Annotated in this window: 14 protein-coding genes; 8 read left to right on the top strand and 6 right to left on the bottom strand. The window is 72.1% G+C overall.

Annotated features, from left to right (window positions below; genetic code table 11):
* Nucleotides 1–215: 215 nt before the first annotated feature.
* Nucleotides 216–1,469 (top strand): TIR-like protein FxsC, encoded by a 1,254-nt coding sequence (locus JOL79_RS09535; protein WP_210155353.1) that lies wholly within the window; start codon nt 216–218, stop codon nt 1,467–1,469.
* Nucleotides 1,450–5,346 carry an FxSxx-COOH system tetratricopeptide repeat protein gene (gene fxsT, locus JOL79_RS09530; protein WP_210155352.1) on the top strand — a complete coding sequence of 1,299 codons (3,897 nt, stop codon included), beginning with the start codon at nt 1,450–1,452 and terminating at the stop codon, nt 5,344–5,346. The genes JOL79_RS09535 and fxsT overlap by 20 nt, the downstream gene beginning before the upstream one ends.
* A gap of 24 nt (nt 5,347–5,370) precedes the next feature.
* Here the strand turns inward: fxsT and JOL79_RS09525 are convergent, their stop codons facing one another.
* On the bottom strand, nt 5,371–6,243 hold the full coding sequence (locus tag JOL79_RS09525) for an alpha/beta fold hydrolase (RefSeq protein ID WP_210155351.1): 873 nt from the start codon (nt 6,241–6,243) through the stop codon (nt 5,371–5,373).
* Between the two features lie 165 nt (nt 6,244–6,408).
* On the opposite strand from JOL79_RS09525, the gene JOL79_RS09520 reads away from it, so the two are divergent.
* Entirely contained in the window at nt 6,409–7,224 is an 816-nt protein-coding gene (locus JOL79_RS09520) for a DUF4253 domain-containing protein (RefSeq protein ID WP_210155350.1), read from the top strand.
* 98 nt (nt 7,225–7,322) lie between these two features.
* The gene (locus JOL79_RS09515; protein WP_210155349.1) at nt 7,323–8,132 is read left to right on the top strand and encodes an SAM-dependent methyltransferase; all 810 of its coding nucleotides are present in this window, start codon (nt 7,323–7,325) and stop codon (nt 8,130–8,132) included.
* Between the two features lie 34 nt (nt 8,133–8,166).
* Here the strand turns inward: JOL79_RS09515 and JOL79_RS09510 are convergent, their stop codons facing one another.
* The 4 genes from JOL79_RS09510 to JOL79_RS09495 form a co-directional block, all read right to left on the bottom strand.
* Nucleotides 8,167–9,213, bottom strand: coding sequence for a lactonase family protein (locus JOL79_RS09510; RefSeq protein WP_210155348.1), 1,047 nt, complete (start codon nt 9,211–9,213; stop codon nt 8,167–8,169).
* A 141-nt stretch (nt 9,214–9,354) separates the two neighbouring features.
* A complete protein-coding gene (locus JOL79_RS09505; RefSeq protein WP_210155347.1) occupies nt 9,355–10,704 on the bottom strand; it encodes a cellulose binding domain-containing protein in 1,350 nt (449 codons plus the stop codon).
* A gap of 168 nt (nt 10,705–10,872) precedes the next feature.
* Nucleotides 10,873–11,091 (bottom strand): hypothetical protein, encoded by a 219-nt coding sequence (locus tag JOL79_RS09500; RefSeq protein WP_210155346.1) that lies wholly within the window; start codon nt 11,089–11,091, stop codon nt 10,873–10,875.
* Between the two features lie 97 nt (nt 11,092–11,188).
* A complete protein-coding gene (locus JOL79_RS09495) occupies nt 11,189–11,830 on the bottom strand; it encodes a hypothetical protein (RefSeq protein ID WP_210155572.1) in 642 nt (213 codons plus the stop codon).
* A 32-nt stretch (nt 11,831–11,862) separates the two neighbouring features.
* Between JOL79_RS09495 and JOL79_RS09490 the strand changes: the two genes are divergently transcribed.
* Nucleotides 11,863–12,021: a hypothetical protein gene (locus JOL79_RS09490; protein WP_210155345.1), complete on the top strand. Its 159-nt coding sequence runs from the start codon at nt 11,863–11,865 to the stop codon at nt 12,019–12,021.
* 84 nt (nt 12,022–12,105) lie between these two features.
* On the opposite strand, the gene JOL79_RS09485 is transcribed toward JOL79_RS09490, so the two are convergent.
* Nucleotides 12,106–13,068: a sulfite exporter TauE/SafE family protein gene (locus JOL79_RS09485; RefSeq protein ID WP_307848434.1), complete on the bottom strand. Its 963-nt coding sequence runs from the start codon at nt 13,066–13,068 to the stop codon at nt 12,106–12,108.
* Nucleotides 13,069–13,120: 52 nt separating this feature from the next.
* Here JOL79_RS09485 and JOL79_RS09480 point away from each other — a divergent pair, with 52 nt between their 5' ends.
* Genes JOL79_RS09480 through JOL79_RS09470 form a run of 3 tightly spaced genes read left to right on the top strand, consistent with a single transcriptional unit; the run spans nt 13,121 to nt 15,477 of the window.
* Nucleotides 13,121–13,579, top strand: coding sequence for a hypothetical protein (locus JOL79_RS09480; protein ID WP_210155344.1), 459 nt, complete (start codon nt 13,121–13,123; stop codon nt 13,577–13,579).
* Nucleotides 13,564–14,406 (top strand): HTTM domain-containing protein, encoded by an 843-nt coding sequence (locus JOL79_RS09475; RefSeq protein ID WP_210155343.1) that lies wholly within the window; start codon nt 13,564–13,566, stop codon nt 14,404–14,406. The genes JOL79_RS09480 and JOL79_RS09475 overlap by 16 nt, the downstream gene beginning before the upstream one ends.
* A gap of 36 nt (nt 14,407–14,442) precedes the next feature.
* Nucleotides 14,443–15,477, top strand: coding sequence for a LacI family DNA-binding transcriptional regulator (locus JOL79_RS09470; RefSeq protein WP_210155342.1), 1,035 nt, complete (start codon nt 14,443–14,445; stop codon nt 15,475–15,477).
* Nucleotides 15,478–15,501: the final 24 nt, after the last annotated feature.

The following is a 15,501-nucleotide window of genomic DNA, read 5'->3' as shown; positions in this document are numbered from 1 at the left end:
GTATCCGGCCAGCCGTCCCCCGCGTTTCGCTTTGCCCGTAAACACGCCCGGATGATCGCCGCATATCCGCCCGGACGCCTTCTCCGCTGGTGGCCGGGCTTTCCACCGGCCGCATTCACTCCGCAGGTGAAAAACATTGACCGAACGGGGTGCTTCGGGAGCCTTTTTGACTTAGGTTTCGTTTCCCGGGGTGAACGTTCGGTGAAAGGAGGCGGATGGTCCCCCCACCGGCTCCTGGGCCGAACGACCAGTCCCCGTATTTCTTCCTGAGCTACGCGCACATCCCGTCGCACGACCCGGCCAGGAGGGACGACCCCAATCGGTGGGTCAAGAAGCTCTTCGAGGACCTCTGCGAGCACATCAACAATCTGACCAATCTGCGGCCGGGCGCGGCGGCCGGGTTCATGGACGTCGAGCTTCGCTCCGGGCACCACTGGCCGGAACGCCTGTCCGAGGCGCTGGCGACCTGCCGGGTGTTCGTCCCGCTGTATTCCCCGCGCTATTTCGAAAGTGAGCAGTGTGGCAAGGAATGGGCCGCGTTCCTGCACCGGCTCAGCAACCACGCCAATCCGGAGGGCCAGCTCCCCGAGGCGATCGTGCCGGCCCTGTGGATCCCCCTGCCGCCCCACCAGCTCCCCGAGGTCGCCAAGTCGATCCAGTTCGCGCACGAGGGCCAGGGGCCGCGCTACCGGGACGAGGGGTTCTACGGGCTCATCAAGGTGTCCTCGATGCGGAGCCAGTACCAGCGGGCGACCCTGACGCTGGCCCGCCGGATCGTGGAGGTCGCGGCCCGCACCCGGATCTCCGTCATGAATCCCACGCCCGAGTATCAGGCCTTCGCCAGCCCGTTCCGCGACTACCTCCCGCAGCGTCCCCTCAAGGTGACCGTGGCGGCCCCGTCCCTGTCGGGCCTGCCCAAGGGGAGGAATCCGTACTACTACGGCCACACCCCGCAGGGGTGGAATCCGTACCGGTGCGAGACCAGCACCCGGCCGCTGGCCGCCTACGCGGCCGACATCGCCGCGGCGCACGGCTTCCAGGCGGAGATCGGCTCGCTGGAGGAGCACGCGAACGAGCTGACCTCGGAGACGCCCCTCGGCCCGGCGGTGATGCTCGTCGACCCGTGGGCCACCACCCGCGCCGACTGCCAGGCGCAGCTGCGGAAGGTCGACCGCGGCGGCAAGAGGTGGGTGGGCGTGGTGGTGCCGTGGAACGACGACGACGGGCAGACGGCGCGGGAGCGGGCGCGTCTGCGCAGGTCGGTCGACCAGTGCCTGCCGGGCAGGCCGTCGGAGACGAGCGCCGACGTCGACTCGCTGAGCGCCTTCCACCGGGTCCTGCCCGATCTCCTCGGCAAGGCGGCCAACCAGTTCTTCAGGACCGCTCCCGCCTATCCGCCGGCGGGCCCCTCGAGCAGGAAACCCAGGCTGATGGATCCGGAGGATCGCCATGACCAGCACCCGGGCTGAGGGTCAGATCGTCACGTTCTACTCCTACAAGGGAGGAACGGGGCGGACGATGGCGCTCGCCAACACCGCCTGGCTGCTGGCGAGCAACGGCCATCGGGTGCTGGTCGTCGACTGGGACCTGGAGTCGCCCGGGCTGCACAAGTTCTTCCACCCCTTTCTCGACTCGGGGGTGATCACCGCCACGCCGGGGGTGATCGACATCATCAGCAACTACGTGTGGGCCGCGCTGCGTCCGATGCAGCGCGCCGGCGACTGGCACCGCGACTACGCCCGGGTGGTTCCCCACGCTGTCTCGCTGGCCTGGGAGTTCGACGGCGGGGGCACGCTCGACTTCGTCTCCGCCGGGCAGCAGAACCGGGACTACTCGTCCCTCGTCTCCACCTTCGACTGGGACAACTTCTACGACCGCCTCGGCGGCGGCCGGTTCCTCGACGCGCTGCGCGACGACATGAAGGCCAGCTACGACTACACGCTCATCGACAGCCGCACCGGGCTGAGCGACATCGCGGACATCTGCACGATCCACATGCCCGACGTCCTCGTCGACTGCTTCACCATGGCCGACCAGAGCATCGAGGGCGCGGCGCGGGTCGCCCGCTACATCGACGAACGCTACGGGGACCGGGCCATCAGGATCCTCCCGGTGCCCATGCGGATCGACGACGGCGAGAAGGACAAGCTCGACGCGGGCCGGCTGTTCGCCCGCAGCGCCTTCGAGGGCTTCCCGAAGGGCCTGGAGGGCGAGGGCCTGTCCCGGTACTGGCTGTCAGTGGAGATCCCGTACAAGAAGTTCTACGCCTTCGAGGAGACGCTGGCGACCTTCGGGGACACGCCCGGCTCGCCCACCTCGCTGCTCTCCGCGTACGAGAGGCTGGCGGGCGCCGTCACGGACGGGCGGGTCACGTCCTTCCCCCCACTGGAGGAGAGCGTCCGCTCACGGTGGCTGGAGGCGTTCACCCGCCGCGAACCGGCGCGCCACCCGGACGTCGTGGTGAGCTACGCCCCTGAGGACCGCATGTGGGCCGACTGGATCGGCGCGGTGCTCCGGCGGTCGGGCTGCCGGGTCGTCCCCCAGTCGCTGGGCGCGGAGGAGGAGCCGGGCGACGGCGCCGACGTCCTCGTGGTGCTGTCGCCCGCCTACACCCGCGGCGTGCAGAGCCGGCAGCCGTGGCACCGGGCGGCCCTTCCCGACCCGATCGACGGCGGCCGGAGCGTGATCGCCGTACGCGTGTCCGAGACGCGGCTGCTCCCGCCGTTCAACGACCGCCCGCCGGTCGACCTCATGGGGCTCACCGCCGAGCAGGCGACCGAGGCCGTTCTCCGGGCGGCCGGCCTGGACGACGCCGAGCACTTCGCGGACGGCTCGCCGCTCGGCTCGCGCTTCCCCGGCAACGTCCCGCCGGTCTGGAACGTCCAGGCCAGGAACGCCGCGTTCACCGGACGCGGCGTCGTGCTGGAGAACCTGCGTGACCAGCTCGTCGGCGGCAGCCAGGCGGTGGTGCTGCCGCAGGCCCTGTACGGCCTGGGCGGCGTCGGCAAGACGCAGGTCGCCCTGGAGTACGCGCACCGCTTCATGGCCGACTACGACCTGGTGTGGTGGGTGTCGGCGGAGCAGCCCGAGCTCATCAACCCGGCGCTCGCCGAGCTGGCGGGCAAGCTGGGGCTCCGGGTCGGCGACAACGTGGTCGAGGCGGCCGAGGCGGCGCGCGAGGCGCTCAGGCGCGGCCAGCCGTACTCCCGTTGGCTGCTCATCTTCGACAACGCCGGCGAGCCGGAGGAGGTCAAGCCCTACCTTCCCGGAGGCCCGGGGCACGTCCTCGTCACGTCGAGGAACAAGTCCTGGTCCGACGTCGCGGCCCCGCTCGAGGTGGACGTCTTCAGCCGGGAGGAGAGCGTGGAGCACCTGCTGCGCCGGGTGCCGCGGCTCGACCCGCAGGACGCGCTGCGCGTCGCCGAGGCGCTGGGTTACCTGCCGCTGGCCGTGGAGCAGGCGGCCGCCTGGCTGGGCGAGACCGGGATGCCCGCGGCGGCCTACATCGAGCAGCTCGACACCCAGGCCGCCGAGCTGCTGTCGCAGAACCCGCCGCCCGGCTATCCCAGCACCGTCGCCGCCACCTGGAACATCTCGCTCAACCGGCTGCGGGAGCGCTCGCCCGCCGCCGTGCGCATGCTCCAGCTCTGCGCGTTCTTCTCCCCCGACCCCATCGCGATGACCCTGCTCTACAGCGACGACATGATGCGCGCGCTCCTGCCGTACGACGACTCGCTGCGGGGCGAGAAGCTGATGATCGGCCGGCTGATCCGCGAGATCAGCCGGTTCGCGCTCGCCAAGATCGACCCGGGCAACAACACGCTGCAGGTGCACCGCCTGGTCCAGGCCGTCATCCGCAGCCAGATGACCTTCGACGAGATCGAGACCATCTCGCATGAGGTGCATCACGTGCTCGTCGGCGCCCGGCCGCGGCAGGGCGAGGTGGACGACCCGGAGAACTGGGCCGCCTACGACCTCATCTGGCCGCACCTGCTGCCCTCCGACGCGGAGAAGTGCGTGGAGGAGGAGACCCGGCAGCTGCTCACCGAGCGGGTCAGGTATCTGTGGAAGCGCGGCGAGTTCACCGGCGCCCTGCAGCTCGGCCAGCGCCTGGCCGACTACTGGGAGGAGAAGTTCGGCCAGTTCGAGCGGCAGCGGCTGCACATGCTCTTCAACATCGGGAACGTCCTGCGCTCGCAGGGCAGCTACCGGGAGGCGCGGGAGCTGAACGAGTGGGTGTGGCACCAGCAGACCGAGCTCCTCGGCGACAGCCATCCCCACACGCTGATGACGACGGGCGGCCTCGCGGCCGACCTGCGCGCCCTCGGCGAGTTCGACCGGGCCCTGGAGATGGACAAGGAGACGTACGAGCGCTGGAAGGAGCTCTACGGCGAGGACAACCAGCGCGCGCTGAGCGCGGCCAACAACCTCGCGGTCTCCTACCGGCTGGTGGGCGAGTGCGAGGCCGCCAGGGAGCTCGACGAGGACACTCTCGCGCGTATGCGCCTCGTGCTCGGCGAGGCGCATCCGTACACGCTGGGCAGCGCCACGAACCTCGCCAGGGACCTGCGGGAGCTCGGGGCCTTCGGCGCCGCCGTCGAGCTGCTGCGGCAGATGCTGCACCGCTACCGCGAGGTCCTGTCCGACGACTACATCGACACCCTCCGCACGGCGAAGACCCTGGCCGTGGCGCTGCGCAAGGCGGGCGAGCAGCAGGAGGCCATGTCCCTCGCGAAGGAGACCTACGACCGCTACCTGCGGGTCTACCCGACCTCCCCGGAGACCCTCGCCGCGGCGGTCGAACTGGCCTGCTGCATGTCGGCGCTGGACGACAAGGAGGGCGCCCGGGAGCTGGCCGAGGAGGTCCTGCGGCAGTACCGGGCGCAGTTCGGGGCCCTCCATCCGTGGACGTCGGCGGTGACGAACAACCTGACCGTCTACCTGCGGGGCACGGGCCGGCCGCGGGAGGCCCTGCGGCTCGGCGAGGAGACGCTGTCGGCCCTGCGCGAAAGGCTGGGCGACCGGCATCCGTTCACGCTGTCGTGCATGCTGAACGTCGCCAACTGCGCCGCCGACGTGGAGAGCTACGAGCAGGCGGAGGCGCTGGAGAGGCAGGCGCTGAAAGGCGTCCGCGAGGTGCTCGGGCCGGATCATCCCGACGCGCTCGCCGCCCAGGCCAATCTCGCGATCACGCTCCACGCCACCGGGAGGACGACCCAGGCCGAGCAGATGCGGGAGGCGACTCTGGACACGATGGCCGTGGTGCTCGGCGAGCGCCACCCCAACGTCATCAGCCTGGAGGCGTGGCGGCGGATCAACCGCGACCTGGAGATCCAGCCGACCTGATCCGGGCCGGCCTGGTCAGAGCCGCTATCGGTCGCCCCGGACCAGCCACAGGATCACCTTCGGCAGGACGTCGAAGGCGCCGAAGTGGGCCTTGCCCCGCTCCACCTTGAGCGTGGCGGTGGGGATCCGCTCGCCCAGCCACCGCGTGTGGCTCACCGGGGAGAAGATGTCGTTCTCCCCGTGCCACAGCAGGGTCGGCGTCCCGATCGCCGCCGGGTCGAAGCCCCATTCGCCGCAGAAGGCGAGGACGTCGTCGACCCAGCCGTCGGCCGAGTCGCGCAGCCCCTCCGCGAAGGTGCGCACGAGCATCCGGCGGATGCCGTGGTCGGCGACGACCCGGCGGTCCGACTCGGGCACCTGCTGGGACAGGCCGACCACCTTGCTGGCGGGGTCGGCCCTGATCTGCTCGGCCGCGGATGCCAGCCGCGAGGCCACGGCGCGGCGGGCGGCCTGGGCGAAGCGGTACTCCACGACGTTCGACTCGGCCATTCCCTCGAACCAGTCGAGCCCCTCGGCGCCGCGCGGGGCGAGGCCGACGAGAGCCGCGGCCCGGGTCAGCCGGTCGGGCAGCAGCGCCGCGCAGGCGAGCGCGTGCGGCGCCCCACCCGACCTGCCCACCACCGCGAACCGGCACACGCCGAGCGCGTCGGCGATCGCCGCCACGTCGGCGGCCACGTCGGCCACCGCGCGGCCCTTCATCCGGTCGGAGCAGCCGTAACCGGGCCGGTCGAAGCTGATCAGCCGGATCCCGAGCCGGTAGAGCACGGTGGCCCTCGGTGAGGGGCCCAACCTGCTCCCCGGAGTGCCGTGCAACAGGAATACCGGCCGTCCGCCCGGTTTCCCACGCTCCTCCACCGCGAGCCGTCTGCCGTCCGGTGCGAGCACGATCTGGGTCAATGCGAATCTCCCCGTCAATCGCCCACTGATCCATGCTCGCCCGGATCTAGGGCTCTGTCCATGCCCGGGCTGTACGACGCGGAGGCCACCGAAGTGGCGGCTTTCGCCAATATCAGAGATCGCCCTGGCGGGACGCGGCGTGACCGGGTCCGACATTATTTACGCATGTCGGTTCACGAGCATCGGCGGCTTCCCACGGGACTGGAGCTGCTGTTCGGCGACGACGGCGACGGGCGGACGCTGTCGGTCGAGCTCCCGTCCGGATCACTTGTGTGGCCCGACCCCGACTACGACCGGTTCCGCACCCACCGCCATCCGTCCCTGTGGCTGAGCGACGCCCCGGTGCCCGCCGGCCTGTGGAGCCGGCTGCGGCGGGATCACCCCCGGTCGGGGTTGTGGCCGTTGCTGCTGGAGGACGGCGTCCAGCCGTGGTCGGCCGGGCAGATCGCGCCCGACTCGGTTGACGAGATCGACCACTACTCGGCCGCGGGATTCATGGCCGAGGCCTGGCGGGACCTTCTCCTGGGCCGGGAGGAGGAGCTCGCGCCGTTCGGCGCCTCCTGCCCCGGCCCAGCCGAGCCCGGGGTCCCGGTCGCCGACCCCGACGAGGTCGCCGACTGGTACGCCGACGTGGTGGCCGAGCGCGTCACCCCCCTCGGGCTCGCGGCCGTGCGCCGGGGGGCGGACGCGCTCGTCGCGGTCGGCTGGCAGGGGGCGCTGCACCACAACGAGTGGGCCGTGCCGCTCGCGGCGGTGGTGCGGAGCTGGGAGGAGCGCTTCGGCGTCCGCGTCGTCGGCATGGGCTTCAACACGCTCGACCTCAGCGTGGCCGCGCCCCCGGCGACGCCCGCCCACGCGCTGCACGTGGCGGCCGAGCACTGGACGTTCTGCCCCGAGAGCATCCTGCAGGGGCCGGGAACGCTGGCCGGGTACGCCGATCAGCTCCTCGGCCGCAACGCCTGGTCCTTCTGGTGGGACTGACATTCCACACAAGACGCACCAGATCGCCCTCTTTCCCCATATCTGTGGGGATGGTTGGGCAATAATCGTCTGCAGGGACGAAGGCAAGGAGCCTGGGTTTGAGCGGCAGCGACCGGCGCGGCGTGGCGGGCTTCGACACGCGCACGGCCAACATCGCCAGGATGAGCGACTACCTCCTCGGCGGGAAGGACAACTTCTCCGCCGACCGGGAGTTCGCCGAACGGCTCCTCGCCATGGCCCCCGAGGTCAAGACCATGGCGGTCGACACCCGGCTGTTCATCGAACGCGTCATCCGCTTCCTCGTCGAGCGGGGCGTGACACAGTTCCTCAACATCGCGTCGGGGCTGCCCACGCAGCGCAACACGCACGAGGTGGCCCAGGAGCTTCATCCCGGCGCCCGGGTCGTGTACGTGGACGACGACCCGGTGGTGCTGACACATGCGCGGGCCGTCCTCGCCACCAATCCCGACACGGGGGTGGTGCGGGGCAACCTGCTGCGCCCGGCCGAGATCCTCTCCGACCCCGAGACCCTCCGGCTCATCGACCTCAGCCGGCCGGTGGGGCTGCTGATCCCGGCCCGGCTGCAGTACGTCCCGGACGCGGACGAGCCGTACAAGTGCGTGGCCTACCTGCGCGACCGCCTGGCTCCGGGGAGTCACCTGGCGATCGGGCACGCCGTCTTCGACTCGCGTCCCGAGCTGGCCGCCCCCGTCATCGAGCTGTTCCGGCAGATAACGCCGCGGGTCGACCACGTCAGGAACCGGGACGACGTGCTGCGCTTCTTCGAGGGGACCAGCCTCGTCGACCCCGGCCTCGTCTACATCCGCCAGTGGCGGGCCGGCCGTACCGAGAGCACCGCCCGCGCCCAGCGGGTGTGGATCGTGGGCGGCGTCGGCCTCATCTCCTAGCGCCCCGGTCAAGCCCGGCCGTCAGACCCGGCCGTCAGACCGGGCCCTCGTCCCCGGTGGCCGTCGCACGGCTCCGGACGAGCACGCACGAGGGGCTGCCGACCCCCATCGCGCGCACGCCCGCCCGCGGGAGACCGTCGACGAGGTCGAGCGCCGTCACCTCGTCGGACCGCTGCTCGGCCACATACAGCCGGTCCGGGGTCACGGCGAAGTGGCGCGGCCAGTGGCCGCCGCTCGGCACCTCCGCGACCCGCTCCAGCCGGGGACCGTCCGGAGCGAAGACCGTCACCGTGTCCGGGCCCCGGTTGCCGACGTAGAGGTGGCGGCCGTCGGCCGACACCGCGATGTGGGAGGGCAGGTTGTGCTCCCCGCTCTCGCTGGCCGCCGTGCCGCCCACCTCCCGCCAGTCCTCGTCGTAGACGCGGACCGTGCCGTCCAGCTCCCCGGTGACGTACCAGTGCTCCTGATGGTGGACGAAGTGCCGAGGGCCGCTGCCCGGCGCGAGCCGTACCGGTCCTTCGGGGTGCGGGACCATGCCCGGCAGGAAGCGGCGCATCTCGTCGGTGCCGAGGTCGGTCACGTGGAGCACCCGGTCCGGCCCGAAGACGGCCTGGTGGGCGTGCGGCCCCCGCTGCCGCTCCGGGTCCGGCCCGGAGCCCTCGTTGCGGAACAGCAGCGGATCCGGCGCGAGCATCCCGTCGTCGTCCAGCCGGTAGGCGGCCACCGTGCCGTCGCCGTAGTTGGCGACCGCCAGCCACTCCGCATCGGGGTCGATCGCGACGTGACACGGGAAGGAGCCGCCGCTGGGACGCTCGGCCAGCCGCCGCGGCCCGCCGGGCTCCTCGGCGAAGACCGCCACGCCGCCGTCGGGCCGCTCAAGCACGGCGTACAGCAGGGGCAGCTCGGGGTGCTCGACCACGAACGACGGGCCGGACGCCGGGGCCTCCGCCACCGGCGCCAGCCCACCGGACGGGTCGGCGCGCACGACGGTCAGACCGGGCCCGGAGCCATCGGTGTCCGGCGTGTATCCGCCGATCACCAGGTCACCGGACGTGGGCGTGCCGGTCTGAGGTCGTGACATCGTCGCTCCTGGAGTGGCCGGTCGTCGGGCGAGTCGCGGATCGCGTCCGGCCGCCCTCGGTCGAGGTGATCGAATGCTACCGGCGTGCCGCCGGCGGCCCCTCTCGCCCCCGCCGTGTCGCCCGCCCCGCCGGCCGCCGTGTCAGGAACAGGTGAAGCCGGACGGGCCCGGGTCGGAGGGGCCGGACGCCTGGAGGCCGAAGGTCGCCGACGCGCCGGGCGCGAGGCTCGAGCCCCAGGAGGGCGCGGTCGCCGTCCACCGTGAGCCGCTGATGCTGACGCCCGCGTTCCACGCGCTGTTCAGAGCCACCCCGGAGGGCATCGTCCAGCTGATCTTCCACGGGTTCCAGGTCGTCGTGCCGGTGTTCTTCACGGTCACGTCGGCCGTGAAGCCTCCCTGCCAGGAGTTCGTCACCCGGTAGGTGACCTGGCAGGGGCCCGTACCGGGACTGGTGGACGGGCTCGCGGAGGGCGACGGGGAGGCGGAGGGAGACACCGACGGCGACACCGAGGGGGACGCCGACGGGGACGGGCCGGATCCGCCGCTGGTGGTGTAGGCCGCCCCCGTGTAGGCGGCGGAGCAGCGCGAGCCGCACGAGCCGGGCAGCGAGAAGCTGTAGACCCGGCCGCCGTTGATCAGCGTGTCGGTGACGTCCTTGACGCGGATCTGGAACTGGGTGGAGCCGGAGGTGGTCCCGCCGATGATGTACGACTGGCCCATGTCGCCGTTCATCTGGGCCGGCCGCCAGGAGCCGTCCGCGTAGTACTCGACCCCGTGGATGCCGTTGGCGAGGTGGGAGACGGCGATGGCGGGCCAGTAGGCCTGGGCGCCCTGCATGAAGCCGATCCTGATGTCACCCGAGTAGTCGGGGGCCGGGACGAACGACCAGGTGATATGCCGGTTGTTCCAGTGGTTCGGGTACATGTCGCCGACCGGGGCGCCGTTCTTGACGAACTGGTTGAGCGACGGCTTGGACAGGTCGAGGTGGTAGCGGTCGTCCCGGCACCAGGCGTTCGTGTCGCCGCAGCTGTCGGCGACCAGCATGGTCAGGGTCGCCCCGTTGTAGGCGTCCTGCGTCCACGCGCCGTTGCGGCAGAACGCCTGCCCGGCCGCGCCGTCGTTGACGCCCGTGCAGTAGTCGGCGATGGTCACCTTCACGTACCGGCCGCAGTTGAGCCCGTTGTTCCACATGCCGGTCTTCGAGGCGTTCGCCCCGGTCAGCGGTCGTGGATAGAACGAGTAGTCGCCGGGCGTGTCGTACACGTTGAGCGCGACGAAGTCCTGCGAGTCGATCTCCGACTGCGGCAGGCCACAGCCGCCGTACGGCGAGCCAAGCGCGTCGAAGTAGGTGGCGTTGCCGGTGACGGGCGCGGGCGGGTCGGCGACCGCGGCGGCCGGGAGCCCACCCGAGGCGAGCCAGGCGGACAGCAGCACGGCGACGACGGCGAACAGCCGGGCGCGGCTCCAGGTGAAGGGTGCGTGGCCGGACATGGGGCTCCCTGCGGTCAGGTCCTGCTCCGAACCCGGCGATGGTCGCGGCCCGGCCGCGGCCCGGTCAAGGACGACCGCCGGCCACGGCCCGCTGAACTGCGCCCTCACGCTCCCGGCACGTGCAACTTTCAGCTCCCGGCGGCCGCCGGGCGGGCCCTGCGCCGGGCGTCAGCGCGGCCCGAGTAGCCGCGCCAGGTCGCTCTCCATCTTGGCCATGACCCGCTGGTACCCCTCCCAGCCGTACAGCCGCACGAACTCCGCCTTCATCCGGAGTGTCTCCTCCTGCACCGCCTCCGGGCCCTGCCGGCGCAGGGCGTCGAGCACGTCGTGGGCCTGGCGGCTCCGGTGCCCGGTGAAACCTTCGTTTCTGATCTCAGGAGTAGGCATGGGGTGGTGCCCTCCGCGTCTCGACGAACGGTGCCTACACCTGACGCGCCGCTTGCGCGGAAGGTTGACGAGCCGGTGAAATTCTTTCCGTGCGGCCTTACTCCCCCCGACTCCCCTCCCGAACAGGGATGTCCACGGCGATCTCCCCGCCCAGCCTGGCGCCGCCGGACAGGTCCAGATCGTCGCCGCTCCAGAACCGGCCGGGGTCGTACCAGTTGGGCCGGCGGCCGGGCGGCAGCAGGCCCATCGCCTCGTAGGTGACGGCCACGACCTCCGCGCAGTAGGCGGTCTCCAGGGCCGAGTCGTACCCGCCGCGGCGCAGGGCGGGCAGCCGCCCGCGCAGCCACCGGCCCGCCAGCCGGGCCGTCGAGGGGAACGGCGTCCCGTCGAGCCGGGCGATCGCGCGCAGGGCGGCGTTCTCCATCTCCGCGCTCGCGGGCGGCTCCAGCTGGCGCAGCCACGCCCGCTGGCCGTACCGGCCGGCCCAGACGCACACCGCGTCGCGCAGATCGTGCAGCTGGACGCCGCGCTGATGGGTGCCCGACCACAGGTCGGGCAGAGACCGTCCCAGCTCGGCGTGCCACATGAGCGGGGGCAGGTCCTCGATGACGACCGCCATGCCGACGTGGTTGACGGGACTGTTCGTCGTGACCTGAATGGCCCGGTCTGGGATGGAACGCCCTCGGAAGACCCACACATCGCCGGTCCGGCTGAGCTCGATGGCTTCGTCAAGACTTATCCGTGTATCGGGCACGCCAGTAGCCTAGGCACATGCGCTGGTGGAAAGTACTGGGCCTGGCGGCTTTCGCCGGGGTCGCGGCGACAGGTGTGGTGATCGCCCGGGCGGAGCGCCGCAGGCGTGCCTACACGCCGGAGGAGATCAGAGAACGGCTCCGCGCCCGGCACGCCGAAGTGGCCGACCGGCGGTAGGACCCTCTCGGTTCCCGGCTCTCCCCGCGTCCACCGGTTCGGATCGGCTCTCCGGCTGATTGCGTCTGAGGTCGCCGGGCGCGGTCAGCCGCCGTAGGCGTCGATCCCGAGCTTGATCGCGAGCGCCGCCCCGCAGACCGCCGCCAGCACCCGCAGCGACGCGCCCGGCAGCCGCCGGGCGACCGCGGGGCCGACCCAGCCGCCCACCAGGAAGCCCACGGCGAGCGGTACGGCCGCCGACCACCGGACCGGCCCGAACAGGGCCAGCTCAACGGCGGCGACGCCGTTGGCGGCGGCCGTCACCACGTTCTTGACCGCGTTGACGCGGGCGGGCACCTGGTCGAGGACGGCGGTGAGGACGGCGAACATCAGGATGCCGCCCGCGGCCCCGAAATATCCGAGGTAGACGGCGGTGAGGAAGAGGGCCGCGCGCAGGGCGAAACCCATGCCGCCGCCGATGTCCCCAGCGAGGCCACCGCCGGCGCCACCGCCGAGCCCCGGCCGGCCGAGCCTGAGCGGCCGGAGAAGGAGCAGCGAGGCGGCCCCGATGAGCCACGGGGCGATCGCCCCGAAGGCCTCGGACGGCGTGACCAGCAGCAGCACCGCCCCGGTGGCGCCGCCCGCCGCCGTCACCAGTCCCAGCCGCCCGACGAGGCGCGCCTGACCGGCCAGTTCCGGCCGGGATCCGGCGGCCGCCCCCAGACCGGTGAACAGCAGGGCGACCGTGTTGGTGACGTTCGCGGTCAGCGGGGGCAGCCCGAAGGCCAGCAGCGCCGGATATGACACGAGCGAGGCGACGCTCACCACGGTCCCGGCCACCCCGGCCAGGATCCCGGCACCGATCAGCCCCAGCGACTCGACGAACACGGCCACGACCCAACCACATCCCGCCGGGCGGGCGTCGGGCGGGGCCGGCGGCGTGACCGGTGGAATGGCCGGGAACGTGGCCGGTGGAATGGCCCGCGGCGTGGTCAGCGGCATGAGGTCTGCGGCATTTCCCGTTAGATCACCCGCCGTCACCTGCGCGGCCGCGTCCGCGGCCGACACCGTTTCGTCATAAGTCCTCACCCGCGCGGTTTCCGGTGCTACGTTCCCGATCATGAACGGGTCCGACGGCACGACGACCCTGGCACGGGGCGGGCGGGTGTGGCGGCTGGCCGCCACGGGGGCCGCTCTCGCGGTGCTCGGCTACGGCACGGTGGCCGGCGACGACGATCTCTTCCCGCTGGGCCCAATGGTCCAGTATGCCTTCAGCATCCCGCCCGACGGCGAGATCCACTCGCTCTTCCTGGAGGCCGACACGGCCGCCGGGGCACGCGTCGAGGTGCCGATCGAGCCGCAGTACGTCGGCATCCGGCGGGCCGAGCTGGAGGGCCAGCTCGGCCGCTTCATCCGGCGGCCCGAGCTGCTGCAGCAGCTCGCCGAGGCGCACGCGCGCCTGCGCCCCCATGATCCGCGGCTCACGGCGCTGCACGTGATGACGAAGGTCGTCACGCTCCGGAACAGGGTCCCCGACCGCACGTACGCACAGGAGCGGGTGTCATGGGTGGTGCGCTGACCCGCTGGTGGTTCGCCCCGGCCGACCCGCGGCGGGTGACCGTGCTCCGGCGGATCGTCTATCTCTTCCTGCCGCTCGACATGCTCCTCTTCACCGGCAGCGTGCTCGGCCACACGCAGACGGCCTCCGCCTACCAGCCGGTGTTGCTGGCGCGGCTGCTCCACCTGCCCGGGGCGGGGCCGGTGCTGGTGCCGGCGCTCTTCGCCGTGGTCGTGGTCGCGGCTCTGACGGCCGCCGCGGGACGGCTGCCGCGTGCCGCCGGATACACCGTGGCGGCGGGATATCTCTACTGGGCCCTGCTGGCCATGTCGTACGGCAAGGTCGACCACGACCACCTGGCGCTGATCACGGCCCTGTGGGTGCTGCCCACGGTCACCCCCGGAGGCGGGAGGCAGGCCGCCGGCTGGGCGGTGCGCTGCGTCCAGGTCGCGGTGGTGGCGACGTACTTCCTGTCGGCCTACGCCAAGATCCGGTGGGGCGGCTGGGAGTGGCCGAACGGCGCCACCTTCGCCTGGGCCGTCAGCCGGCGGGGCACCTTCCTCGGCGTCTTCTTCGCGGGCGTGCCGAACCTGCTCTGGTTCGCCCAGTGGGGGATCCTGCTCGCCGAGACGGCCTCACCGGTCCTGTTTCTCCTGCGCGGCCGGTGGCTGTACGCCGGGGTGGCGTTCTTTCTCGGCTTCCATCTGATCACCTGGGCGACGATCACGATCCACTTCCTGCCGCACGTGATCTGCCTGACCGCCTTCCTTCCGCTGGAGCGGCTGGGCCGCCGGGGACCCGGGCCCGCGGCGGCACGACAGTTCTCGGAGAGCGCTCTCCCGCTGTAATAGCGCATGTTATAGCGCGTGGTATTAATGGGCGGCATGAGCACCGATCTCCCGGGCTCCCCCACTCTGGAGGACGTGGCGCGGGTGGCCGGAGTCTCCCGGGCCACCGTCTCCCGGGTGATCAACGGGATCCGCAACGTGGCGCCGGAGATCCAGGAGGCGGTCAACCGGGCCGTCGCCACGGTCGGCTACGTCCCCAACAGGGCCGCCCGGTCGCTCGTCACCCGGCGGGCGGGAGCGGTCGCGCTGGTCGTCTCGGGAGCGGGCGACGAACGGCCGTCCGAGGCGCGTGTCTTCGCCGACCCGTTCTTCGGCCGGGTCGCCGGCGGGATCCTGGGCTTCCTGCGTCCCCGGGCCGTCCACCCGGTGCTGATGCTGGCCGAGACGCCCGAGGCACGCGACGAGGTGATCGCCTTCATCCGGCAGGGCAGCGCCGACGGCGCGCTCGTCGTGTCGGCCCACGGTGAGGACCCGCTGCCGGGGCTGCTCGCGGCCGCCGGCGTGCCGGCGGTGTTGTGGGGACGGCCCGCGCGGCCCGTCCCGATCAGCTACGTGGACCTGGACCAGCGGCTGGGCGCGGCGCTGGCCGCCGGCCGCCTCGTGGAGCGCGGACGCCGCCGGGTGGCCACGATCTCCGGACCGCCCGGACTGCCCGCGAGCCAGGACCGGCTGTCGGGCTTCCGGGAGGCCATGGCCAGGAGCGGGCACCCGTACGTGCCCGACGCCGAGGGCGACTTCAGCGTCACGGGCGGAGAGTCGGCGATGCGCCGGCTGATCGCGGACCATCCCGGCCTCGACGGGGTGTTCGCGGCCAACGACCTGATGGCCGAGGGGGCCCTGCGCGCGCTGCGCGACCGGGGCCTGCGGGTGCCCGAGGACGTGGCGGTGGTCGGCTTCGACGACGCCCCCGCGGCCGCCCAGTGCCTGCCTCCGCTGACCACCGTGCGGCAGCCCATGGAGGAGATGGCGGCCGAGATGGCCCGGCTGCTGCTCGCCCACGTCGACGATCCGGGCCTGGAGGCGACCTCGCGCGTCTTCCGTCCCACCCTGGTGGTCCGGGGGTCCGCGTGACGGGCCCGGGCCCGTCACGCGGGG

Origin of the sequence: Microbispora oryzae (assembly GCF_017896165.1) — a bacterium.
Classification (GTDB): Bacteria; Actinomycetota; Actinomycetes; order Streptosporangiales; family Streptosporangiaceae; genus Microbispora; species Microbispora oryzae.
The sequence above is the reverse complement of the archived record's forward strand: the minus strand, read 5'-3'. Positions and strand labels throughout refer to the sequence as shown.

Coding starts and splice junctions, on each gene's coding strand:
- JOL79_RS09535 (WP_210155353.1), top strand. CDS start 216: ATGGTCCCCCCACCGGCTCCTGGGCCGAACGACCAGTCCCCGTATTTC.
- JOL79_RS09505 (WP_210155347.1), bottom strand. CDS start 10,704: ATGTCCGGCCACGCACCCTTCACCTGGAGCCGCGCCCGGCTGTTCGCC.
- JOL79_RS09470 (WP_210155342.1), top strand. CDS start 14,443: ATGAGCACCGATCTCCCGGGCTCCCCCACTCTGGAGGACGTGGCGCGG.
- JOL79_RS09500 (WP_210155346.1), bottom strand. CDS start 11,091: ATGCCTACTCCTGAGATCAGAAACGAAGGTTTCACCGGGCACCGGAGC.
- JOL79_RS09490 (WP_210155345.1), top strand. CDS start 11,863: ATGCGCTGGTGGAAAGTACTGGGCCTGGCGGCTTTCGCCGGGGTCGCG.
- JOL79_RS09520 (WP_210155350.1), top strand. CDS start 6,409: ATGTCGGTTCACGAGCATCGGCGGCTTCCCACGGGACTGGAGCTGCTG.
- JOL79_RS09510 (WP_210155348.1), bottom strand. CDS start 9,213: ATGTCACGACCTCAGACCGGCACGCCCACGTCCGGTGACCTGGTGATC.
- JOL79_RS09480 (WP_210155344.1), top strand. CDS start 13,121: ATGAACGGGTCCGACGGCACGACGACCCTGGCACGGGGCGGGCGGGTG.
- JOL79_RS09475 (WP_210155343.1), top strand. CDS start 13,564: ATGGGTGGTGCGCTGACCCGCTGGTGGTTCGCCCCGGCCGACCCGCGG.
- fxsT (WP_210155352.1), top strand. CDS start 1,450: ATGACCAGCACCCGGGCTGAGGGTCAGATCGTCACGTTCTACTCCTAC.